The sequence below is a fragment of the Jejubacter calystegiae genome (assembly GCF_005671395.1).
Classification (GTDB): domain Bacteria; phylum Pseudomonadota; class Gammaproteobacteria; order Enterobacterales; family Enterobacteriaceae; genus Jejubacter; species Jejubacter calystegiae.
Genome location: NZ_CP040428.1, coordinates 2,844,458 through 2,866,976, shown reverse-complemented (window position 1 = coordinate 2,866,976; position 22,519 = coordinate 2,844,458). Strand labels below are relative to the sequence as shown.

22 protein-coding genes and 1 pseudogene are annotated in these 22,519 nt (G+C 57.8%); 9 read left to right on the top strand and 14 right to left on the bottom strand.

Going from position 1 to position 22,519, the window contains the following annotated elements; all coding sequences use genetic code 11:
* The first annotated feature begins 110 nt into the window (after positions 1–110).
* From FEM41_RS24540 to uspG, 4 genes are all read left to right on the top strand, one after another.
* Positions 111–263 carry a hypothetical protein gene (locus FEM41_RS24540; protein WP_168198798.1) on the top strand — a complete coding sequence of 51 codons (153 nt, stop codon included), beginning with the start codon at positions 111–113 and terminating at the stop codon, positions 261–263.
* Between the two features lie 371 nt (positions 264–634).
* Positions 635–2,011, top strand: a complete 1,377-nt coding sequence (locus FEM41_RS13045) for a GntP family permease (RefSeq protein ID WP_138096386.1) — start codon at positions 635–637, stop codon at positions 2,009–2,011.
* Between the two features lie 153 nt (positions 2,012–2,164).
* A complete protein-coding gene (gene rnk / locus FEM41_RS13040) occupies positions 2,165–2,575 on the top strand; it encodes a nucleoside diphosphate kinase regulator (protein ID WP_138096385.1) in 411 nt (136 codons plus the stop codon).
* Positions 2,576–2,749: 174 nt separating this feature from the next.
* On the top strand, positions 2,750–3,178 hold the full coding sequence (uspG, locus tag FEM41_RS13035; RefSeq protein ID WP_138096384.1) for a universal stress protein UspG: 429 nt from the start codon (positions 2,750–2,752) through the stop codon (positions 3,176–3,178).
* Positions 3,179–3,279: 101 nt separating this feature from the next.
* On the opposite strand, the gene ahpF is transcribed toward uspG, so the two are convergent.
* Both ahpF and ahpC read right to left on the bottom strand, forming a co-directional pair.
* Positions 3,280–4,845 (bottom strand): alkyl hydroperoxide reductase subunit F, encoded by a 1,566-nt coding sequence (ahpF, locus tag FEM41_RS13030; protein WP_138096383.1) that lies wholly within the window; start codon positions 4,843–4,845, stop codon positions 3,280–3,282.
* A gap of 177 nt (positions 4,846–5,022) precedes the next feature.
* Positions 5,023–5,586, bottom strand: a complete 564-nt coding sequence (ahpC, locus tag FEM41_RS13025; RefSeq protein ID WP_138096382.1) for an alkyl hydroperoxide reductase subunit C — start codon at positions 5,584–5,586, stop codon at positions 5,023–5,025.
* A gap of 754 nt (positions 5,587–6,340) precedes the next feature.
* Here ahpC and FEM41_RS13020 point away from each other — a divergent pair.
* Positions 6,341–7,759 carry a sugar porter family MFS transporter gene (locus tag FEM41_RS13020; protein WP_138096381.1) on the top strand — a complete coding sequence of 473 codons (1,419 nt, stop codon included), beginning with the start codon at positions 6,341–6,343 and terminating at the stop codon, positions 7,757–7,759.
* A 49-nt stretch (positions 7,760–7,808) separates the two neighbouring features.
* Here the strand turns inward: FEM41_RS13020 and kdgT are convergent, their stop codons facing one another.
* Together kdgT and FEM41_RS13010 are read right to left on the bottom strand one after the other, a co-directional pair.
* The gene (kdgT, locus tag FEM41_RS13015; protein ID WP_138096380.1) at positions 7,809–8,789 is read right to left on the bottom strand and encodes a 2-keto-3-deoxygluconate transporter; all 981 of its coding nucleotides are present in this window, start codon (positions 8,787–8,789) and stop codon (positions 7,809–7,811) included.
* A 136-nt stretch (positions 8,790–8,925) separates the two neighbouring features.
* Positions 8,926–10,089 carry a pyridoxal phosphate-dependent aminotransferase gene (locus tag FEM41_RS13010; protein ID WP_138096379.1) on the bottom strand — a complete coding sequence of 388 codons (1,164 nt, stop codon included), beginning with the start codon at positions 10,087–10,089 and terminating at the stop codon, positions 8,926–8,928.
* 123 nt (positions 10,090–10,212) lie between these two features.
* Here FEM41_RS13010 and FEM41_RS13005 point away from each other — a divergent pair, with 123 nt between their 5' ends.
* The 3 genes from FEM41_RS13005 to FEM41_RS12995 are packed head-to-tail and all read left to right on the top strand — an operon-like array spanning position 10,213 to position 12,046.
* On the top strand, positions 10,213–10,824 hold the full coding sequence (locus FEM41_RS13005; protein ID WP_138096378.1) for a methylthioribulose 1-phosphate dehydratase: 612 nt from the start codon (positions 10,213–10,215) through the stop codon (positions 10,822–10,824).
* Positions 10,821–11,507: an acireductone synthase gene (gene mtnC, locus FEM41_RS13000; protein ID WP_138096377.1), complete on the top strand. Its 687-nt coding sequence runs from the start codon at positions 10,821–10,823 to the stop codon at positions 11,505–11,507. The genes FEM41_RS13005 and mtnC overlap by 4 nt, the downstream gene beginning before the upstream one ends.
* The gene (locus FEM41_RS12995) at positions 11,504–12,046 is read left to right on the top strand and encodes a 1,2-dihydroxy-3-keto-5-methylthiopentene dioxygenase (protein WP_138096376.1); all 543 of its coding nucleotides are present in this window, start codon (positions 11,504–11,506) and stop codon (positions 12,044–12,046) included. Before mtnC ends, FEM41_RS12995 begins: the two co-directional genes overlap by 4 nt.
* 45 nt (positions 12,047–12,091) lie before the next feature.
* On the opposite strand, the gene mtnA is transcribed toward FEM41_RS12995, so the two are convergent.
* Positions 12,092–13,108 carry an S-methyl-5-thioribose-1-phosphate isomerase gene (gene mtnA / locus FEM41_RS12990; RefSeq protein WP_138096375.1) on the bottom strand — a complete coding sequence of 339 codons (1,017 nt, stop codon included), beginning with the start codon at positions 13,106–13,108 and terminating at the stop codon, positions 12,092–12,094.
* A gap of 107 nt (positions 13,109–13,215) precedes the next feature.
* On the opposite strand from mtnA, the gene mtnK reads away from it, so the two are divergent.
* Entirely contained in the window at positions 13,216–14,415 is a 1,200-nt protein-coding gene (gene mtnK / locus FEM41_RS12985; protein WP_138096374.1) for an S-methyl-5-thioribose kinase, read from the top strand.
* Between the two features lie 41 nt (positions 14,416–14,456).
* Here mtnK and FEM41_RS12980 read toward each other — a convergent pair whose 3' ends face one another.
* The 9 genes and pseudogenes from FEM41_RS12980 to FEM41_RS12945 form a co-directional block, all read right to left on the bottom strand.
* Positions 14,457–15,482 carry a CobW family GTP-binding protein gene (locus tag FEM41_RS12980; protein ID WP_138096373.1) on the bottom strand — a complete coding sequence of 342 codons (1,026 nt, stop codon included), beginning with the start codon at positions 15,480–15,482 and terminating at the stop codon, positions 14,457–14,459.
* Positions 15,483–15,507: 25 nt separating this feature from the next.
* Positions 15,508–15,705, bottom strand: a complete 198-nt coding sequence (locus FEM41_RS12975) for a YbdD/YjiX family protein (RefSeq protein ID WP_138096372.1) — start codon at positions 15,703–15,705, stop codon at positions 15,508–15,510.
* A gap of 310 nt (positions 15,706–16,015) precedes the next feature.
* Positions 16,016–18,118, bottom strand: coding sequence for a pyruvate/proton symporter CstA (gene cstA / locus FEM41_RS12970; protein WP_138096371.1), 2,103 nt, complete (start codon positions 18,116–18,118; stop codon positions 16,016–16,018).
* A gap of 292 nt (positions 18,119–18,410) precedes the next feature.
* Positions 18,411–18,569 (bottom strand): type I toxin-antitoxin system Hok/Gef family toxin, encoded by a 159-nt coding sequence (locus FEM41_RS12965; protein WP_168198871.1) that lies wholly within the window; start codon positions 18,567–18,569, stop codon positions 18,411–18,413.
* Positions 18,523–18,681, bottom strand: a pseudogene (locus FEM41_RS24900) (DUF5431 family protein); the annotation flags it as partial. The pseudogene FEM41_RS24900 and the gene FEM41_RS12965, both read right to left, overlap by 47 nt.
* Positions 18,682–18,865: 184 nt before the next feature.
* On the bottom strand, positions 18,866–19,279 hold the full coding sequence (entH, locus tag FEM41_RS12960; protein ID WP_138096369.1) for a proofreading thioesterase EntH: 414 nt from the start codon (positions 19,277–19,279) through the stop codon (positions 18,866–18,868).
* Position 19,280: 1 nt separating this feature from the next.
* Positions 19,281–20,033 (bottom strand): 2,3-dihydro-2,3-dihydroxybenzoate dehydrogenase, encoded by a 753-nt coding sequence (dhbA, locus tag FEM41_RS12955; protein ID WP_138096368.1) that lies wholly within the window; start codon positions 20,031–20,033, stop codon positions 19,281–19,283.
* Entirely contained in the window at positions 20,030–20,884 is an 855-nt protein-coding gene (locus FEM41_RS12950; RefSeq protein ID WP_138096367.1) for an isochorismatase, read from the bottom strand. Before FEM41_RS12950 ends, dhbA begins: the two co-directional genes overlap by 4 nt.
* Before the next feature lie 13 nt (positions 20,885–20,897).
* A complete protein-coding gene (locus FEM41_RS12945; protein WP_138096366.1) occupies positions 20,898–22,514 on the bottom strand; it encodes a (2,3-dihydroxybenzoyl)adenylate synthase in 1,617 nt (538 codons plus the stop codon).
* Positions 22,515–22,519: the final 5 nt, after the last annotated feature.

The window sequence follows — 22,519 nt, the reverse complement described above, 5'->3', positions numbered from 1 at the left end:
GCCGGGTCAGGGCCCTATAAAACCTGAAGAATAAAAAGCATTCCATCCGTTTTTGTTCCGTGTTTACCACGCCACACTCTGGCTAAGTAAACCAGCAAGAGGAATGGAATATGAGCAAAACCGACTCATGGCTCCAGGAAATGCAGACGATGTTTCTTCGTCAGCCGCTCCCCCGGCGTTTTCCGGCCTGGCTATGGCTAACGCCCCGACAGCGTAGCGCCATATTATGTGAGCTGTTACAGCCGCTGGCTCGTCGCCAGTAAACCACAGCCCTTCATTTCCCCCGGCAGCAACGCTGCCGGAAACCACAGATAATGATACGAACCTCATTTTTTAGAAAATCGCGCATTGAACAAACATTTTTTTGTGATGTATATCATGAAATTCAATCAATTAGCACGCACGCCATCCCGTTTTTTCCCTTCTGTACCTTTACGTAACGGCTCCCTGGTAACTACGCTGAGTCAATCCCCCGGATGGGGAGTTTGTTTCCAATGTTTGAACCTCATCTCAAAATGTAAATAACGTGGTCAATTCCTATAACAGCCTGGTGAATGTTACCAGTATCATGTTACCGGTATCAGAAAGAGCGGCTCGCCCTCTTCCCTGGATTGATAAGTAGAGGAACCAGACAATGACGGAAATGACATACGCTTATGGTGCCGGAACGCTGTTGGGCATTGCCGCTGGCGCGGTTGCCCTGCTGCTGGTGCTGATTATGCGCTTTAAGGTGCACGCCTTCCTGGCACTGACGCTGGTCAGTATCATCGTTGCGCTGGTCACCAAAGTCCCATTCGATAAGATCGTCCCCACGCTGCTAAGCGGTTTTGGCAGCACCCTGGCAGGCGTTGCATTGCTGGTGGGTCTGGGCGCGATGATAGGACGCATGCTTGAAATCTCCGGCGGCGCGAAAGTGCTGGCGGACACCCTCATCAATAAATTCGGCTCTCACCGTGCGCCGCTGGCGCTGGGCGTCGCCTCGCTAATGTTCGGCTTCCCGATCTTCTTCGACGCCGGTCTGGTCGTGATGCTGCCGATTATCTTCAGCGTCGCCAAACAGTTTGGCGGCTCCACCCTGAAATATGCACTTCCTGCTGCGGGGGCCTTTGCGGTAATGCACGCCCTGGTGCCGCCGCATCCGGGCCCGGTTGCCGCTTCCGAACTGCTGGGCGCTAACATCGGTCTGCTGGTGCTGGTTGGCCTGGTGATTGCCATCCCCACCTGGTATCTCGGCGCCTACCTGTATGGCCTGTACGCCGGTAAAAAGTTCGACATCAAGCTTCCCACTTCCTTCCTGGGCGAAGTAGAAGCAGATCCTAACCATCGACCGCCCTCTTTCGGCACCGTGATGGCGATCCTGCTGCTGCCGCTGGTTCTGATTTTCCTCGATACCGGTCTGAGTACCGCCATCGTTCTGGGCTGGGTCGATGCCGACAGCACCCTGGTCAACTTCCTGCGTATGCTGGGCAAAACCCCGGTAGCGCTGCTAATCACCACCTTCTTCGCCCTGCTGGTTTTCAGCCGCGATCACAGCCGCCAGCATCTTGAAAAAGTGTGTGACGGCGCCCTTGGTCCCATCTGCGGCATCATTCTGGTCACCGGCGCTGGCGGTATGTTTGGCGGCGTACTGCGCGCCAGCGGCATTGGCGACGCACTGGCTGGCGTGCTTTCCGATACCGGCATGCCGGTGATTCTGGCGGCCTTTGTTATCTCTACCGCACTGCGCGTGGCGCAGGGCTCTGCGACGGTCGCACTGACCACCACCGCGGCCCTGGTGGCGCCAATGGTGCAAAGCGCTACCGGCCTGAGCGAGTTCGATCTGTGCTTTATCGTTATCGCTATCGCGGGCGGTGCTACCGTACTTTCCCACGTGAACGACTCCGGCTTCTGGTTGGTTGGCCGCTTCCTGGAAATGGACGAGAAGACCACTCTTAAAACCTGGACCGTTATGGAAACCCTGCTGGGCAGCATTGCCTTCCTGCTGGCAGCGCTGGGCAGCATGATTCTGTAGCCCTACAGCACCGAGTGTGAAGCAGTTCACTGTACTCGCACAACGGGCACCGCTATTATCATCAGGTCAACCCTCATCACTCCGATGGTGAGGGTTTTCTTTTGGGGTCTCTCATATCCGGCAAAGGGCCGGATGATTAACATGGAGTCTGTGATGTCCCGACCTGCAATTATCATTAACGAACTCGACGCGGAACGTATTGATCGGCTGCTGGAACAGCCCGCGTTCGCCGAACTCCCGGTCGCCGAAGCGCTCAATGCCGAACTCGATCGCGCGCAAATGTGTAAGCCGGAGGAGATACCGGCCGATGTCGTTACCATGAATAGCCGGGTGAAATTCCGCAATCTGAACAGCGGTGAAGAGCACCTGCGTACCCTGGTCTATCCGGCTAACCTGACCGATACCGCCAGCCAGCTTTCGGTACTGGCGCCGGTGGGTGCCGCACTGCTTGGGCTGCGGGTTGGAGACCATATTCGCTGGGCGCTGCCGGGCGGCATCGAAACCCATCTGGAAGTGCTGGAGCTGCAATACCAGCCCGAGTCCGCCGGGGAGTATCATCGCTGAACCGCGTTCTGGAGGATGCCTGGCATCCTCTTTCTGTTTAACGACCTGTGAAAACCTTCACAGTTTCCACTCTCCCACTCCAGCCTGCGTCACACTTCTTATTACTGCCCCACTAAAAACCTAAAAACCCGTGTTTTATTAAGGAAAATCTTATCATTAAATGGAGGTTGCTTTATGTACCAGACGATCCTGATGCCAGTTGATGTCTTTGAAATGGATTTATCAGATAAGGCCATTCGCCACGCCGAATTTCTGGCGCAACAGGATGGCAGGATTCACCTGCTACACGTGATGCCGGATGCTTCCGCTATGATGTTCCGCGGTTTTGCCTCCGAGATGCGCCGCTTTGAGGATCACCTGCGTCAGGAGGCGGAAGATAAGCTTAAAACCCTGGCCAGCCACTTCCATATTGCGCCGGAGCGCGTCATTACCGAAACCCGTTTCGGTAACGTGCGCGACGAGGTCAACGCCGCCGCCAAAGAGCTTCAGGCCGATGTCATCGTCGTTGGCTCCCGTAATCCCTCTATCACTACTCATCTGCTGGGCTCCAACGCGGCCAGCATTATCCGCTATGCCCGTATTCCTGTGCTGGTGGTGCGTTAGCCTTTTGATGCAGGTAAAAAAAAAGAGGCTACCCGCAGGTAGCCTCTGGTGTTTTTGCTGTGTGTGTCTTTGAACCTCTCCCAATGGGAGGGCCTTTTTTATTATGCCGTTTTGGTGCGGATCAGGTAGTCAAAGGCGCTGAGTGACGCTTTCGCCCCTTCGCCGGTGGCGATAATGATCTGCTTGTACGGCACGGTGGTGCAGTCCCCTGCAGCGAAGATCCCCTTCACGCTGGTTTCACCGCGGGCATCAACGATGATTTCGCCCATACGGTTGCGCTCTACGGCGCCTTCCAGCCAGTTGGTATTCGGCAGCAGGCCAATCTGAACGAAGATCCCGGCCAGTTCAAGGCTATGAGTGGCACCGGAGACGCGATCCTGATATTCAAGACCCGCCACGCGAGTGCCGTCGCCCTTCACCTCGGTGGTCTGGGCATTCAGAATAATATCGACATTGCTCAGGCTGCGAACTTTATCCTGCAGGACCTGGTCCGCTTTCATTTCCGGTGCGAACTCCAGCAGGGTGACGTGATCCACCACGCCCGCCAGATCGATTGCCGCTTCCACGCCGGAGTTACCGCCGCCGATCACCGCCACGCGTTTGCCTTTAAACAGCGGGCCGTCGCAGTGCGGGCAGTAGGTGACGCCGCGGGTACGGTACTCATCTTCGCCCGGCACATTCATATTGCGCCATTTCGCCCCAGTGGCGATGATGATGCTGCGCGCCTTCAGCGTCGCGCCTGAGGCGGTTTCAATCTGGTGCAGTCCGTCTTCGTTGGCGGCAGGCACCAGGCGGGAAGCGCTCTGGGTATCGATAACATCCACGTCGTAGTCGTCAACGTGCGCCTTCAGGGCGCCCGCCAGCTTCTGACCTTCGGTCTTCGGCACCGAGATGTAGTTTTCGATGTCCACGGTATCCAGAACCTGACCGCCGAAACGCTCGCCCATCAAGCCGGTGCGAATCCCTTTACGGGCCGCATAGATCGCCGCAGCGGCACCCGCAGGGCCGGAGCCGACAATCAGCACATCGTAGGCCTCACGCTGGTTCAGGGCCTCCGCCGCGCGTTTTTCCGCGCCGGTATCCACCTTGCTGACGATCTCCGAAAGCGTCATACGCCCCTGACCGAACTCTTTACCGTTCAGGAACACCGCCGGTACGCCCATCACGTTGCGCTCGCTGATCTCATTCTGATAAGCGCCGCCGTCAATGGCCGTATGTTTGATGCGCGGGTTGAGCACCGCCATCAGGTTCAGCGCCTGGACCACGTCCGGGCAGTTGTGGCAGGAGAGCGAATAATAAGTCTCAAATTCAAAATCACCGTCGAGGTCGGCTATCTGCTCCAGCAGCTCTTTCGCCTCTTTAGACGGATGCCCACCGGTCCACAGCAGCGCCAGAACCAGTGAGGTAAATTCATGGCCGAGCGGCGAACCCGCAAAACGCGGTCCCTGCTCCGATCCGGGGTTGGTAATCAGAAAAGAGGGTTTACGAACCGGCAGATCGTTGCGCTCCGTAAAAGAGACTTTGTCTGACAGCTCAGCGATTTCTGCCAGAAGTTCCCTGATTTCCGATGACCGTGCGCTGTCATCCAGCGTGGCAATCAACTCAACAGGCTTTGTCAGTTTCTCAAGATAGGCCTTGAGCTGTGTTTTCATCGTAGTGTCGAGCATGGTATCTCCCTGGTGCTGGCAAGAAAAACGGGTGCAAATGCACCCGCGAGAATAGGTACGCGCGTTTCACACCGTAGTGAATAATCCAGTAGCGATATTCAGGGCGCCTGCGGTATGAAAGAGACGCGGGTCGCTTATACCGCGGGACGCACCCGCGGCCTAAGAGACAAAGGGGGTTTAGATTTTACCCACCAGGTCCAGAGACGGAGCCAGAGTCGCTTCGCCTTCTTTCCACTTAGCCGGGCACACTTCACCCGGGTGGGAAGCAACATACTGAGCCGCTTTCACTTTACGCAGCAGGTCAGTAGCGTCACGGCCGATGCCTTCAGCAGTCACTTCAACAGCCTGGATGATGCCGTTCGGGTCAACCAGGAAGGTACCACGGTTGGCCAGACCTTCGTCTTCACGCAGGATTTCGAAGTTACGGGACAGCGCCATGGTCTGGTCGCCCAGCATTGCGTACTTGATCTTACCGATGGTGTCGGAAGTCTCGTGCCACGCTTTGTGGGTGAAGTGGGTGTCGGTAGATACGGAGTAGATATCCACGCCCAGCTTCTGGAATTCATCGTAGTGATCCGCCAGGTCACCCAGCTCGGTCGGGCAAACAAAGGTAAAGTCAGCCGGGTAGAAGAAGAAGACGCTCCAGCGACCTTCAACGTCTTTCTCGGTAACTTCTACGAATTCACCGTTTTTGAAAGCCTGTGCTTTAAAAGGTTTGATTTTGGTATTAATTAAGGACATCTATTACTTCCTCCGTGGTTTCGATGGGGTATAAGGTATCGAATCTCTGCCGCTTCATCCAATCCGTTTGTGTTATTGAATTGATAAGCGATATCTATCAGCCAGCCAGTAATTCATTGGCAACAACAGGGAATGCTCGCGCAGCCTTACCATCCAGCGTAAAGCAAAAGGGCCACCCGCGGTGGCCCTGGCACCCGTCCTGTCTGAATCTTCGACAACAGGTGTATTACTGACCCGGCGCGAAACAGAGTACAGCCTCCGGATTTAACCACCGCTCGGAGCTACGGGTCAATGTGAAAACCGTAAGGTATTGTCTATAGATCTGATAGGAGAGCACTATAACCGGACGGCGAATAAGGACTTTCATATTTTATATCGCAAAAATTGCGCAATATAAGCCAGTTAGCCTACATAAATAGCCATTTTCCTGCTTTTAATGCTCGCCAGATTCTGAATAACGACTTTTCCCGACAGCCCCCCTTCCCCCCAAAACATGCAGCACCTGCCCGTTATTCGATCATCCATATCAAATAAACCACCTCATTGAAAAGGTTTTATGAATACCAGGCCGCTATACCCCACAATACCTGACATCACCTTTTGCATACACGAATACAGAAGTGAAACCTGGGTCACAAAATCATATTGGACAGCAGAATCATCCATCTCTACGCCGTTTTCCCCCTCCCGGCTAACGCAGGCAATCTCTTACCGTAACGGGTAACAGATTTTCCTAATCCCCCGGAGATGAAGTATGTCGTATGTGAGTGATACCCCCAGGATCGAGACCCCTCAGGAGCGGCGCGCCAGGCGAATGAACCTGTTCGTTGCTATTTCGGCCGCTGTCGCCGGTCTGTTGTTCGGCCTGGACATCGGCGTTATCGCTGGCGCCCTGCCCTTCATTACCGACCACTTTACCCTTAACAGCCATCAGCAGGAGTGGGTGGTCAGCAGCATGATGCTCGGCGCCGCCATCGGGGCTCTGTTTAACGGCTGGCTCTCCGCCCGTCTGGGCCGCAAACTTAGTCTGCTGGCAGGGGCCATTCTGTTTATTGTCGGCTCTCTGGGCTCGGCTTTCGCCCATAATCTTGAAGTGCTGCTGATAGCCCGTGTGGTTCTCGGTATCGCTGTAGGTATCGCCTCTTATACCGCCCCGCTCTATCTGTCGGAGATGGCCTCGGAAAACGTCCGCGGCAAGATGATCAGTATGTACCAGTTGATGGTCACCTTTGGGATCCTGCTCGCCTTCCTGTCCGACACTGCCCTCAGCTACAGCGGCAACTGGCGCGCCATGCTCGGCGTGCTGGCTCTGCCGGCGGTGGTTCTGCTGGCCATGGTGATTTTCCTGCCCAACAGCCCGCGCTGGCTGGCCGCTAACGGCCAATATGCCCAGGCGGAGCGGGTACTCAGAATGCTGCGCGACACCTCGGAAAAGGCCCGCGAAGAGCTGGAAGAGATTCGCGACAGCCTGAAGGTAAAACAGGGAGGCTGGGCGCTGTTCCGATCGAACCGCAACGTGCGCCGCGCGGTGTTTCTGGGCATGCTGCTACAGGCCATGCAGCAGTTCACCGGAATGAACATCATCATGTATTACGCGCCGAAGATTTTCGAAATGGCGGGTTTCAGTAGCCATCAGGAACAGATGATCGCCACCGTCGTGGTGGGGCTGACCTTTATGCTGGCCACCTTTATTGCCGTCTTCACCGTCGATCAATCTGGTCGTAAGCCGGCCCTGAAAATAGGCTTTACCGTGATGGCGCTCGGCACTCTGATTCTGGGCTACTGCCTGATGCAGGTGGATAACGGCAACCTCTCTACCGGCATATCCTGGCTCTCTGTCGGCATGACCATGATGTGCATTGCCGGTTATGCCATGAGCGCCGCGCCGGTGGTTTGGATCCTCTGTTCCGAAATCCAGCCCCTGAAGTGCCGCGACTTTGGCGTCACCTGCTCCACCACCACCAACTGGATCTCCAATATGATTATCGGCGCCACCTTCCTGACGCTGCTGGACAGCATTGGCGCTGCCGGTACTTTCTGGCTCTATACCGCCCTGAACCTGGCGTTCGTCGCCATCACCTTCTGGCTGATTCCGGAGACCAAAAACGTCACCCTGGAGCACATCGAGAAGAACCTGATGTCCGGCAAGAAGCTGCGCGATATAGGGAGCTAACGCTTCCCGGCATCGACAGGAAAAGACGGCGTTATGCCGTCTTTTTCGGTTAATGAACCTTCACCCCACCCTTTGCCACGGCCCCGCTCCCCATATGGCGCGCATAGAGCGCGGTAATCACCGGCACCAGCACCGATGTGACAATCACGCTGGTCGCCACCAGCGCCGTGGCGGACTGGGCCATCGGGGCAAAGGCCGGGTTCATCTGGGCGATTATCACCGGGTTCGCCACTGCCGCCCCCGCCGACGACGAAGCGGCAATGCCCGCGGTACCGTTTCCGCCACCGATAAAGCGATCCGCCAGTATCAGCGGAATTCCGGTAATCACAATCACCGCAGCCCCCAGAAACACACCGAGCAGACCGGTATCCAGAATCACACCCAGATTGATGGTATTCCCCAGCGCAAAGCCGAAAAACGGAATCAGCGTCGTGGTAGCTTTACCAAAGAATTCTCGTAGATCGCTATCCAGATTACCCAGCACAAAGCCCACCAGGAACGGCAGTACCGCGCCGATAAAGTGCTGAGGCTCAAAGGTGGCCAACCCGGCAGAGCCCAGAATGACCATGGTCATCAGCGGGCCGGACTCCAGCGACATCAGCACGAAAGCGCCAGCCTCCTCTTTGGTGCCGTACTGGTTCATCAGGCTGGCATACAGGCCGCCGTTGGTCATGTCCATCGCTGAAACAATCGCCAGCACCGACAGCCCGGCAAAGACACCGCTGGTGATACCGTGCTCCGGTATCACCATGGCGGCGAGCATCGCCACGCCCCAGGCCGTCGCAATCTTGGTGATCACCAGAGTTCCGGATTTACGCAGCACCACGCCGGTGGCCCGCAGTTCAATGGAAGCGCCAATACAGAAAAACCAGACCGCCAGTATCGGTACCGTACCGCCGATCATCCCTTTGGTGAAGGAACCAAAATACTCTCCGGTTCCCGGCGCCATGGTGTTAAGCAGCGCGCCAAGCAGTAACGGCACCAGCATCATGCCGCCAGGGATCCTTTCGATCGCAGATTTAATTTTCATTGTCGCTCCCACTTATTGGTCGGTGACTCAATAACCATTAGCACAACAAAACTGCGATCGATAAAAGATGAAATGACATTTCATTCGAATTTGTGAACCGCTGACAATTTGGTCAACGGCGTCACTATCGGGCAGGCTAGAGCTTCACCAGACGCTCCGCGGCGGCACTCAGGGTTTCCGGCCCTTTGGCAAAGCACAGGCGAATCAGGGTGTGAGGGAAGGGATCGGCACAGAATACCGAAAGCGGAATGGCGGCAACGCCCACTTCCGTCGTCAGCCAGCGGCAGAAGCTCACGTCATCGCTGTCTGAAATCGCGCTGTAGTCCGCCAGCAGGAAGTAAGTCCCTTCGCAGGGTAATAATTCCAGCCGCCCGGGCGCGAGCGCCTGGACAAAGGCATCGCGCCGCTGGCGATAGAAATCAGGCAGTTCGCGATAGTGCTCCGGCTCGGCGCGCAGCATATCGGCCAGGGCAAACTGTGCCGGGGTATTCACCGAAAAGGTCAGATACTGATGTACCTTGCGCACCTCCGCGCTCAGTGCTTCCGGCGCCACGCAGTAACCCACCTTCCAGCCGGTCATATGGAAGGTTTTACCAAACGACGAAACGGCGATAGATCGCTGACGCAGCGAGGCATGTCCCAGCACGCTGGTATGGCCCTGGGGATCGAAGCAGATATGCTCATAGACTTCGTCGCTCAGCACATAGATCTCATAAGGCGCGATAGCCTGCCACAGCGCCGCGAAATCCTCCTCGTGCCAGACCGTGGCAGTCGGGTTATGTGGGGTATTGATAATCACCAACCGGGTACGTTCCGATACCAGTTCACGAAACGCCTGCCAGTCTACCCGGAAATGCGGCGGAACCAGCGGCAGACGTTTCAGAACGCCTCCGGCTAACTGGACTGCTGGCGCGTAGCTGTCGTAACTGGGATCAAAGCAGATAACCTCATCTCCGGGGCGCACCAGCGCGGTAATTGAAGCAAATAGCGCTTCAGTAGCGCCCGCGGTCACCGTGACTTCGGCGTCGGAATCCGGCTGCCAGCCATAAAGCTCCCGGGTCTTATCGGCAATCGCTTCGCGCAGCGCGGGAACGCCAGTCATAGGAGCATACTGATTGGCGCCACGCGCTACGTGGTGCGCCAGGCGTTCCTGTAATAAACGCGGTCCGTCAAAATCCGGAAATCCCTGAGAAAGATTAATGGCCTGATGCTGAGCCGCCAGCGCGCTCATCTGAGTAAAAATTGTGGTGCCCAGCGCCGGCAGGCGACTCTGGGGTTTAAGAGGGGTAATACTGTTCATTATACTGCCCTTTCGCTCAATTCGACGGGCCTGTTTGTAACAGGTATGTTGCTGCCACTATAGCACGGTGTTAATATTTGGCAATCAAGACGCTTAGACGTCCAGACAGAGACGGAGTCCACGATGCCTTATCAGCCACTCAACGCCCTGGTCGATGCCTGCCGCTGGATAGGCGCCCGGGGTTGGGCCCCCGCCACCGGCGGTAATATGTCACTGCGTGAAGACAGCGACCACTGCTGGATTAGCCAGTCCGGTAAGGACAAAGGCAACCTGACCGCCGACGACTTCCTGCGGGTGGAAATCGCCACCAATCGCGCCCCCTGCGGCGGCCGCCCCTCGGCGGAAACCGGCCTGCACACCCTGCTCTATCGACTGTGGCCCGAAGCGGGCGCGGTACTCCACGTGCATACCGTCAATGCCACCGTGCTGTCGCGGGTGATCCGTGAACCGGTTCTGGAACTCACCGGCTATGAAATGCAAAAATCACTGCGCGGCCAGCAGAGTCACCAGCAGCGCGTGGCGATTCCTGTGTTCGACAATGACCAGGATATCGACGCCCTGGCCGGGCAGATAGGCCGCTACGGCGAACAGCATCCCCTGCACTATGGGTTTCTGCTGCGCGGTCACGGTCTTACCTGCTGGGGCCGCAACGTCGACGAAGCCCGCCGCCACCTGGAAGGGCTGGAGTTTCTGTTCCACTGTGAAATGCAGCGCCGACTGCTGGAGAGAGTATGATTCGCGCCATTGTGACCGATATTGAAGGCACCACCAGCGACATTCGTTTCGTCCACGATGTCCTGTTTCCTATGGCCCACCAGCGTATGGCGGAGTTCGTTAGCCAGCAGCAGTCCCGGGAGCCGGTGCGTTCGCTGCTCGACGACCTGCGGCAGGAAATCAATCAGCCCGAAGCCAGCGCCGACCAGCTTGTCGCCACTCTGGAAGACTTTATGGCGCAGGATCGCAAATCCACGGTCTTAAAGGCGCTACAGGGCATGATCTGGCGCGATGGCTACCTGAACGGCGATTTTAAGGGCCACGTTTATGAAGATGTTCCGCCGGCGCTTATGCGCTGGCAGGCACAGGGGATCGCTCTGGGGGTTTACTCTTCAGGGTCGGTAGAGGCCCAGAAGCTACTGTTCGGTTACAGCAGCGCCGGGGATCTCAGCCCACACTTCAGCGCCTGGTTCGATACCCACGTGGGCGCCAAACGGGAAGCCGACGCCTACCGCACCATCGCCGGACAGCTTGGTCTGGCGCCGGATGAAATTCTGTTTCTGTCCGATATCCACCAGGAGCTGGATGCCGCACAGGAGGCCGGCTGGCGTACCATCCAGCTTATTCGCGGCGAACAGGATCCCTTAAGCCGTCACCCACAGGTCCAGCGATTCGACCAGATTTCCCCGGAGAACATGCCATGAGCGCACTGACTATCTATGCCAGCCACAACGCCACCACGCCCGAATGGCACAGTACCGAAGGCCAGGCCATCGCCGGACAGCTCGCGCAGCAGGGCGTGCGCTTCGAACGCTGGCGTGCCGACCGCGACCTGGGCGATGCCCCGACGCCGGAAAGCACCCTTGCGGCTTACCAGCACGCCATTGACCGGCTGGTGGATGAAAAAGGCTACCAGAGCTGGGACGTCATCAGCATGCGCGCAGACCATCCTCAAAAAGCGGAAATGCGCGAAAAGTTCCTTCAGGAGCACACCCACGGCGAAGATGAGGTGCGTTTTTTTGTAGAAGGGCGCGGCCTGTTCTGCCTGCATCTGGACCAACGCATTTACCAGGTACTGTGCGAGAAAGGCGATCTGATCTCGGTTCCGGCCGGAACCCCGCACTGGTTTGATATGGGACCAGAACCGAACTTCACCGCTATTCGTATCTTCGATAATCCCGAAGGCTGGATAGCGAAATTTACCGGCAACGACATCGCCGATCGCTTTCCGCGCCTGGGATAATCCATTAACGCGACGTTCGGCCCTGAACGTCGCGTGCTCTCCGCCTCAGCGCAACGCGCCGTTAGCCACGTCCTGAGGCGTAATGACGCCGCTGTCCAGCACCCAACCGCTAATCAACGCCGCCGGTGTGACATCAAAGGCCGGGTTGTAGACGGCAGCCTGCTCCGGCGCCCAACGAACCGAACCAAAACTGCCCGCCACGCCGGTGACTTCTGCCGCTGCACGCTGTTCCACCGGAATGGCGGCGCCGTCCGGGCAGTCAGGGTCGAGCGTGGTGCGCGGCGCTGCGACATAGAAAGGGATTTTGTGCCAGCGCGCCAGCACCGCCAGTCCGTAAGTGCCAATCTTATTGGCGACATCACCGTTAGCGGCAATACGATCGGCGCCGACCCAGACCGCATCCACCTCCCCTTTCGCCATCAGGCTCGCCGCCATGGAGTCGCAAATCAGCCGGTAAGGAACCCCCAACTCTCCCAGCTCCCAGGCGGTCAGACGCCCGCCCTGCAGCAGCGGCCGGGTTTCATCCACCCACACCTGCTGAACCTTGCCCTGGCGCCAGGCGTGGGTGATAACCCCAAGGGCGGTCCCCACACCGGCAGTGGCTAATCCGCCGGTATTGCAGTGGGTCAGCAACCGACTGCCCGGCGTCACCAGTTCGCTGCCCGCGCTGGCGATGCGATCGCACAGCTGACGGTCTTCGTCCACCAGCGCCAGGGCTTCACGCATCAGCGCATCGCGATAGTTATCTGCCGCCAGCGCAAGGCGCATGCGATCCAGATTATTCATCAGATTCACCGCCGTGGGTCTTGATGCCCGCAGGGTTTCCAGCCCTTTCTCCAGCTCTTCCCGCTGCGTCTCACGCTGTGCCAGTAGCGCCAGCAGCAGGCTGGCAGAAAGGCCAATCAGCGGTGCGCCGCGTACTTTCAGGGCCTGAATACAGGCCACCAGCTCATCGACGCTGTCCACCGCCAGCCAGTCGCTGCGGGCAGGTAACGCCTGCTGATCGAGAATCCATAACCGGTTATCCACTACCCGCAGGCTGGTCGTCTGTAATGTCTGCATAAAGTTAAATCCGTGTTGCGTTGATGTGTCACATTGTGGCAGGATGCAATCCAGAAGTATAGACGTCTGAACGGCTTTGTATCGGTAACAGAATGAGGACTGGAAGCATGTCGCACTATCACACCTTTACCCCCACAGATGCGCTGGCTTATGCCCGGGAGCACGCTGGACTGGCGGATCCTTCGGTCCTGGTTTCTGCCAGCGAAGTCGGCGACGGTAACCTCAATCTGGTATTTAAAATCCTCGACAGTGATGGCATCAGCCGCGTTATTGTGAAACAGGCTCTGCCCTGGGTGCGCTGCGTGGGAGAATCCTGGCCGCTGACGCCAGATCGGGCGCGGCTTGAAGCCCAGACCCTAATTGAACACTATCGCCACGCTCCCCGGCACACCGTGAAAGTGCTGTACCACGATCCTGAACTTGCCACCATCGTGATGGAAGATCTCTCTGACCACCAAATCTGGCGTGGTGAACTGATTCAGGGCCGTCACTACCCTCAGGCCATCGATCAACTGGCGGAATATCTGGCGCAAACCCTGTTTCACACCAGCGATTTCTGGCTGCCGCCCCACGATAAAAAGCGCCAGGTGGCCAATTTTATCAATCCGGCGATGTGTGAGATCACCGAGGATCTGTTCTTTAACGATCCCTATCAGGAACATCCGCGCAATAACTACCCTGAACAGCTGGAATCAGAGGTAGTACAACTGCGTGAAGACCGGGCGCTGAAAGTGGCCGTCGCGGGCCTTAAGCATCGCTTTCTGACCCACGCAGAGGCCCTGCTCCACGGCGATATTCACAGCGGTTCGCTGTTTGTGGCCGACGGCAGCCTGAAAGCCATCGATGCCGAATTCGGTTATTTCGGCCCCATAGGCTTTGATTTGGGTACCGCCATGGGCAACCTGCTGCTGAACTACTGCGGTGCGCCGGGGCTGTTGGGCATCCGTGAAGCGGCGGACGTTCGCGAGCAGCGACTCCTGGACCTGCGCGCGCTATGGCTCGGCTTCCACCAGCGCTTTCTGGCTCTGGCCCATGACAAGAGCCGGGACGCAACGCTGGCCAGCCCCGGCTACGCCGAAGCCTTCCTGCAAAAGGTCTGGTTCGACAGCATCGGTTTTTGCGGTACCGAACTTATTCGCCGCAGCGTGGGGCTTTCTCACGTGGCGGATCTGGAAGAGATTCAGGATGAGCGGATGCGACTGGCCTGTATCAGCCACGCGATAACGCTGGGACGGACGCTGATTGTGCTGGCCGACAGGCTGGACAACGTGGACGAACTGATTGCCCGAATCCGCCAGTACAGTTAATGACGAGCGCGGCCCCGACTGACTTCGGGACCGCATTATTATTACGCCGCTGTCGCCGCAAACCCGGCGCGCAGTTCATCAACCGGCAGATAGCGGCCGATAATCACCAACCGGGAAAAGGCGCCGTCTGGCGATTCCCACTCTGCGCCATAGTCGAAGCCCACCACCTTGTGAACCCCCTGCACCACCAGGCGCTGCGAATTATCCGCGATAGCCAGCACCCCTTTATAACGCAGCATATCGTTGCCGTACGTTTCGATGCACTGCTCCATAAAGGCGCCAATCTTTTTCAGATCCAGCCTTCCGGCTTCGAACACATGGGCCTGAATAGCGTCATCCCAGGAGCGCTGCCCCTGAGGCGCCTGACGGAACGGCATAAAGCGCTGAGGCTGTTCGGCACCGGCGCGAATAATGTGAAACCCTTCGCTGACCAGATTTGCATCGCTCAGTTCAAAAGCGCCGATATCCAGCCACAGCTCCGCCGGACATTCGCCGTTGGTAATGTGGAGAATCTCCGCCTTGCTGTTAATGCGATGGATACGCGCCAGCGCCGCCTCGACCTGCGCCTCGTCACACAGGTCCGCTTTGGTCAGCAGAATACGGTCGGCGAAACCAATCTGGGCCGCCGCCACCGGATGCTCATCCAGCTGGCGCTGGACATGCTGGCAATCGGTCAGCGCAATCACCGCATCCAGCCGCATGGCTTCACGCAGTCGCTCATCGACAAAGAAGGTCTGAATCACCGGCCCGGGATCGGCAAGCCCGGTGGTTTCGACAATCAGCCGATCAAACTGAATATCGCCCCAGGCGCGTTTATCCAGCAATTCGTTCAGGGCGGCGCTGAATTCACCGCGCACGCTACAGCAAACGCAGCCGTTGGAGAGTTCCACCACATTCACGCTGTCGCCGCCGCGCAGTAGCGCGCCGTCGATATTGACGGCGCCGAATTCGTTTTCCAGTATCGCGACGGGGGCGTCGCCGTGGTGGGTCAGAAAATAGTTGAGCAGGGTTGTTTTACCTGCGCCGAGAAAGCCGGTCAGTATGGTGACCGATACCACATCATTCATATCAGGGTCCTTCAGAAACGACACATCAGCAGCAGCGCGCGCCGCCTTTACCGCCGTATCGCGCGTCCTGGCGATCGCGGAAAAACTCTTCATAGGTCATCGGCGTCTGCTCCGGGTGGTTCAGACGCATATGCTGTACGTAATTATCGTAGTCGGGTACGCCTACCATCAGCTTTGCCGCCTGACCGAGGTATTTACCCGCTTTTGCCAGAGAATCAAACATCTGTTGTTACCTCCATATTCCACCCTCACCCTAACCCTCTCCCAGAGGGAGAGGGGAAAAAACTGGGGACCTTTGCCCTCATCCCTTTGGGAGAGGGGAAAAAACCGGTGACCTTTGCCCTCATCCCTTTGGGAAAGGGAAAAACCGGGGACCTTTGCCCTCATCCCTTTGGGAGAGGAGAAAAACGAGTGACTAACTGCCCCCTCTCCCCTTTGGGGAGAGGGACGGGGTGAGGAGATTCACCAGAGCGCTCTGAAGTGCTCTCACCCTAACGAACCAGCCTCCCACGAAGGAGAGGCTTTGACAATATTTAGTGCGCGTTTTTCGCCTGGGCCACGATCTGGTCGACATTTTCCGACATTGGCTGGTACGGCGTTTCACGCGCCGTCGGGCTTTCACTCTTCAACGCCTGACGCGCGCAATTCAGCGAAAATAGCGCCAGCACCACGACCACCACCATAAAGTACAGGGTCAGACCGGCGTCCAGACGGTTATTAAACACCAGTTGGCTCAGCTGCGACTGGGTGTACTGGGCCGGGATATTACCGCTGTCGATCATCGCCTGAAACTTATTGGCCACCGCCAGGAAACCGACCCGGGCATCGGTACTGAACACTTTCTGCCAGCCCGCGGTCAGGGTACAGACCAGCAGCCAGGCGGTGGGTAGCAGCGCCACCCAGGCATAACGCTGACGCTTCATCTTAAACAGCACCACCGCGCACAGCAGCAGAGCCATCGCCGCCAGCATCTGGTTGGCGATACCAAACAGCGGCCACAGGGTATTGATGCCGCCCAGCGGATCCACCACCCCCTGATGCAGGAAGTAACCCCAGGCCAGCACGCACAGCGCGGTCGCCAGCAGGTTGGCAGGCAGCGATTCGGTACGCTTCAACGACGGGGAGATTGTTCCCAGCAGATCCTGCAGCATAAAGCGGGCGGCACGGGTACCGGCATCCACCGCGGTCAGAATAAACAGCGCCTCAAACAGAATCGCGAAGTGATACCAGAAGGAGACATCCATCAGGCCACCCAGCGCCCCGTGCAGAATATAGGCCATGCCTACCGCCAGGGTAGGCGCCCCGCCAGCGCGGGAAATAATGCTCTGTTCCCCCACTTCTTCGGCAATACGATGCAGAATATCCGGCGTCACCGAAAAGCCCCAACCACTCACCACCTGAGCCGCAGAAGCCACTACATCGACGGTTCCCGCCGGTGCCAGCATCGCCATCGGGCTATTCATGGCAAAGTAAACGCCGGGATCGATAATACAGGCCGCCACCAGCGCCATAATCGCTACGAAGGACTCCATCAGCATACCGCCATAGCCAATCAGGCAGGCCTGATTTTCGTTAGCCAGCATCTTCGGCGTGGTGCCGGAAGAGATCAGGGCATGGAAGCCGGAAACCGCGCCGCAGGCAATGGTAATAAACAGGAACGGGAACAGATCCCCGGCCCACACCGGTCCGGTACCGTCAACAAATTTGGTGATCGACGGCATGGTCAGGGTCGGGCGCATAATCAGAATGCCGATCGCCAGACCAACGATGGTGCCAATCTTCAGAAAGGTCGAAAGGTAGTCACGCGGCGCCAGCAGCAGCCACACCGGCAGTACCGCCGCCACAAAGCCGTATCCCACCAGAATCCAGGTCAACTGAACGCCGGTAAAGTCAAACCAGGAGGCATATTCGCTCTCGGCTACCCAACCGCCAGAGATAATGGCGAAAATCAGCAGCACCAGACCGATAATCGACACCTCGCCAATGCGACCGGGGCGCAGATAGCGGGTATAGATCCCCATAAAGATCGCCAGCGGAATGGTAAAGGCCACAGTATATGTCCCCCAGGGACTGTGGGTCAGCGCCTTCACCACAATCATTGCCAGCACCGCCAGAATGATTACCATGATCATAAAGCAGGAGACCAGCGCGATAACCCCCGCGACGTTGCCCATCTCTTCTTTCACCAGCTCTCCCAGGGAGCGACCATCGCGGCGAGTGGAGACAAACAGCACCATAAAGTCCTGCACCGCACCGGCCAGTACCACCCCCGCCAGAATCCATATCATCCCCGGCAGGTAGCCCATCTGAGCGGCCAGCACCGGCCCCACCAGCGGCCCGGCACCGGCGATAGCGGCAAAATGGTGGCCGAACAGCACCTTCTTATCGGTCGGTACATAGTCAAGGCCATCGTTATGGCGCACCGCAGGCGTCATTCGGGTGGCATCCACCGACAGCACGCGCCTGGCTATCCAGATGCCATAAAAACGATAAGCGATCAGATAGACGCAGACCGCCGCCACCACTATCCATAGCGCGTTAATCTGCTCCCCGCGATTCAGGGCGATATAGCCGAGCGCAAAAGCCCCCAGCAGTGAAAGCCCTCCCCACAGAAGGTATTTCCCTGGATTATTCATTGTGTTATCCGTTGTGTTGGTCAAAAAAGAGGAAGATGTATGTCAATTTGTATCTATAACACGCAGCGTGATTTAACAATGTTGAAACCAGATAAAACAGCCTGGCTACCCGGCATTTACATGACATTGCTAGCGGGATCACTAAGCTGAAGAAGGAGAGAGGAAATTTTGCGCACGAAACGTTAGGGGAAAAGGGCCTCCCGGTAAACCAGACAGAAGGACCTTTATAAAGGCGCTTGTGGCTATGTCGGCCAACATCCTGAAAAGGCAGGGTTGCCCCTGCCTCCAGATGCTACTTACCGGATTGACAGGCTATCAAAGCCGCCACTTCACGGTATCCATCCCGGTAACGAATTTCGCATAGCGATTTCCGGGTCAGGTACGTAAATACCAACAGCGTGAAACACAGGATAACAACGCACCAGATAAGGGTGCCGCGTAGCAGCTTCATAGCCTTCTTCTCCTTGCCTTTCGGCGGGTAAGAGGCTACTCTGATGTTGTCTGGCATAGGGTAAGCCTCGGGTTAATTGAAAAATGACTCGGGGCTTTCTTCTTTCTACCACACGACAAACGACCAGATCGCCATGAGGCAAAAAGCCTCAAGCGCCGCGCAAATAATACCCAATAAAACGCCGTCTGGTTGCCGTAATATGCCGCTTTGCGATTCAGGCAGAGAAAAAATGCAACGGGTTGTCGTGGGGAAATAACGCCCGCCCTCATCCCTGAGAGCAGACGTATCTGGTGAAATTAACCGATAACCGCCGTAGAAAGGCGGCAGGTGCAGCTACGCTTGCCGCGCGCATCGAAGATGGCTATCTCCCAGCTCTGACTGCTGTTGCTGAGATGCAGCGGGCGACAAACGCCCCGCACCTTACCGGAAGAGACGGCGCGGTGATGAGTGGCGCTCAGTTCTGTGCCAACCACGCACTGTCCCTCTTTGCTGGTTAGAAACCCGGCCATCGAGCCCATGGTTTCAGCCAGCGCTGCCGACGCCCCGCCGTGTAACAACCCAAACGGCTGAACGGTGCGGTGATCGACTTCCATCTCCGCCTCCAGTTCGTCGTCACCGATGTGGGTAAAAATAATCCCAAGATGCCCCACCATGGTCTGTTCGGCCATCTGGTTCAGCGCGTCCAGCGTTATCTCCCGTTTCCAGATCATCTCAGGCCCCCAGGGTTGAGCCGCCATCCACCACAATATCCTGTAGCGTGATATGGCTGGCCTGCTTAGAGGCAAGGAACAGGATGGTGTCGGCTATCTCCTGCGGGCGGGCTATCTTGCCAAGCGGTACGCCCAGCTTAAACTGCTGGGGATAGCCCTGAATACGCTTCTGTTCGGCGTCCGGCGTGGTCCACATCCCGCGCTGCATATCGGTATCGGTCGAACCCGGCGACACCAGGTTACCGCGCACGCCGTATTCAGCCAGCTCCAGCGCCACGGTCAGCGCCAGGCTTTTCAGCGCCGCTTTCGACGCGCCATAGGCCGACATGCCGATACGCGGAGTATGGGCCGCGTCAGAAGCTACCGTGACCAGCGCTCCACCCTGCTGGGCACGGAACTGCGCCATAGTGGCGCGGAAGAAGTTAAAGGCGCCGCCGACGTTTACCGCAAAGGTGTCCTGCCAGTCATTCAGCGGCAGCGCGTCGGTAGCGCCCATCCGCAGAATCCCTGCGGCGTTCACCAGAACATCCAGTCGATCGGTATCTTTTAACAGCCGCTGACAGACCTGCTCTACCTGTGCGGCGTCAGCCACATCCACCTGCTCGGTGGAAAAAGGGTAATCCGCCTGCTCAAAGGCGCGATCGAAGCCCACTACCCGGGCACCGGCTTCATGAAACGCCAGCGCGGTGCTGTAGCCAATACCCCGACCCGCGCCGGTCACCCACACCGTCTGGCCGTGAAAATCTGCCTTCATGACTTCGGCTCCCGGCTCAACAGCGCCCACCAGGCGTCCAGAGTCGGCTCTTTGGCGAGCATCACAAAATCGATATCGCCGTGCACCTTACGCCAGCGCGCCGCCAACGCCATCATGCGCACCGAATCCAGACCGTAGTCGATCAGGTTTTCGTCATCTTCCGGCTCGTCGGATTCATCCAGCAGCGGCAGGATCAGGGCGCGCAGTTGCCCCTTGCTCTGGGGAACCGGCAGCAGATCCTCGGTCATCACCACGCGCCCACTGCGCCCGGCGGTGTATTTCAGCGCCATCAGATGTTCTTCACGGCTGAAATCAGCCAGCGCATCCGCCACCATAAAAGGTTTGATATCACGCATAAAAGCGTCGGTAGCGGTGGTCATACAGCCAATATGGGCATAGACGCCGCAGATGATCAGCTGATCGCGCCCGGTCTCTTTCAGCGCCTGCTCCAGCGGCGAACGGATAAAGGCGCTGTAACGCCACTTCACCAACACGGTATCCTGATCATCCGGCGCCAGCTGCGCCACCACGCCCTGTTGTTCGGGATGATTATTGATCCCCGGTCCCCACATATCGTTAAGCAGCGCGCGATCCTCGTCGCTCTGCTCTTTCGGCTGGGCTGTGTAGTAAACCGGAATATTGTTCTGCTTGCAGTAGTCGCGCAGCGCCGCAATATTGGCGATCACCTGGTCGATCATCGGGCAGTTGTCGCCCCAGAAATTGATGAAGTAATCCTGCATATCGTGGATCAGCAGCGCGGCGCGCTCCGGCTCAAAGGCCCAGCTCACCTTATTTTCCGGGATATCCGCCGCAGTCGGCAGCGCATAGGCGTTCAGTTTTGGAATGGCCATTTTCGTTCTCCTTTTATTTTGTGGTCAGCCGACGTTCGGCAATCAACTGGCGCAGCCGCTTTTTATCGGGTTTTCCGACGTGGGTCAGGGGTAATTCGTCGACGATCTCCACCTTGTCAGGCAGCTTATAGTCCGCCACGCCCAGCTCACGCAGCCAGCGGCGTAGCGCCACCGGGCGTACCGGGCTGCGGGCCACGATAAAGGCGCAGCTCTTTTCGCCCATCAGCTCGTCTTCCATTGAAACCAGGGCGGCATGGAGCACGGCTTCATGGCGATGCAGCAGGTTTTCGATCTCTTCGGCGGCGATCTTCTCGCCTCCGCGGTTGATCTGATCTTTTTCTCGCCCCACCACCTTGATGTAGCCCTGCTCGTCAATGACGATCAGATCGCCGGAGCAGTAAAAGCCGTTGGCGTCGAAGGCTTTCGCATTGGCTTCCGGGCTCAGGTAGTAACCGCGGAAGGTGTACGGGCCGCGGGTCATCAGGCGCCCCACTTCACCGGCCGCCACCGGGTTGCCTTCTTCGTCGGCAGCCCAGACTTCATCGTCCGGGCACATCGGGCGTCCCTGAGTGGTGAAGATGTGCTCGTCATCGTCGTCGAGCGCCGTGTAGTTCACCAACCCTTCCGCCATACCGAACACCTGCTGTAGCTGGCAGCCAATCTCCGCCGGGATACGGCGCGCCAGGGCTTCCGGCAGGCGGGCCCCGCCCACCTGTAACAGGCGCAGCGAAGCGAGCTGCCCGTTGTTACCCCACTCACGAATCGCCTGTAACCACAGGCTGACCGCTGGCGGCACCAGCGCAGCGACGTCTACCTGGTGGCGCTCGATAAGCGGGAAGCACAGATTGGCGCTCGGATCCGCCGCCAGTACCACACAGCCCTCGCCGTAAAAGACCCCCAGCGAGCCCGGCGAACTCATGGCGTAGTTATGGGCGGCCGGAATGGCGCACAGGAAGCGAGTATTTTCATCGAAGCGGCAGATTTCCACGCTGCGGCGAATACTGTAGTAGTAGTCGTTGTGGGTGCGGGGTATCAGTTTCGGGGTGCCGGTACTGCCGCCGGAAAGCTGGAAAAAGGCCACTTCATCGGCGGCCGAGGGGGTCGCGACAAAGTTATCTTCCGGGGCTGCGATCAACCCTTCCAGAGAACGTTCACCGCTGTCGCCACGCAGGATGGCGGTGTTCAGCGACGGAAAGCGCGCCACCAGCGTCATCAGATAGTCGTCGTCGCGAAACAGGGCATGTTCGCGATCGGCAATCAGCAACTTCGGCGTAATCTGGCTGGCGTAGGCTTCCAGCTCGGTTTTCTGATGACTGAACAGCGCATTCACCGGCGCAACGCCAATCTTCAGCAGCGCGAAGAAGACGATATAGAGCTCGGCCACGTTACCCAACTGCACCAGCGCGGTATCGCCGGTGGTCAGTCCCTGACGCTGTAGCGCCCCCGCCAGACGAGTCGCCGCCTGTTCCAGTTCGCGATAGCTGAAATGGCGCTCGCCCTCAATCACCGCGCAGCGATCGCTCTTAGCGTGACGGCTCAGGATGTCGGTCAGCGGAACATCAATCCAGTAGCCCTTTTCGCGGTAACCTGCGGCCAGCTCTTCCGGCCAGCGATTAAAAGGAATCGTCATACCCT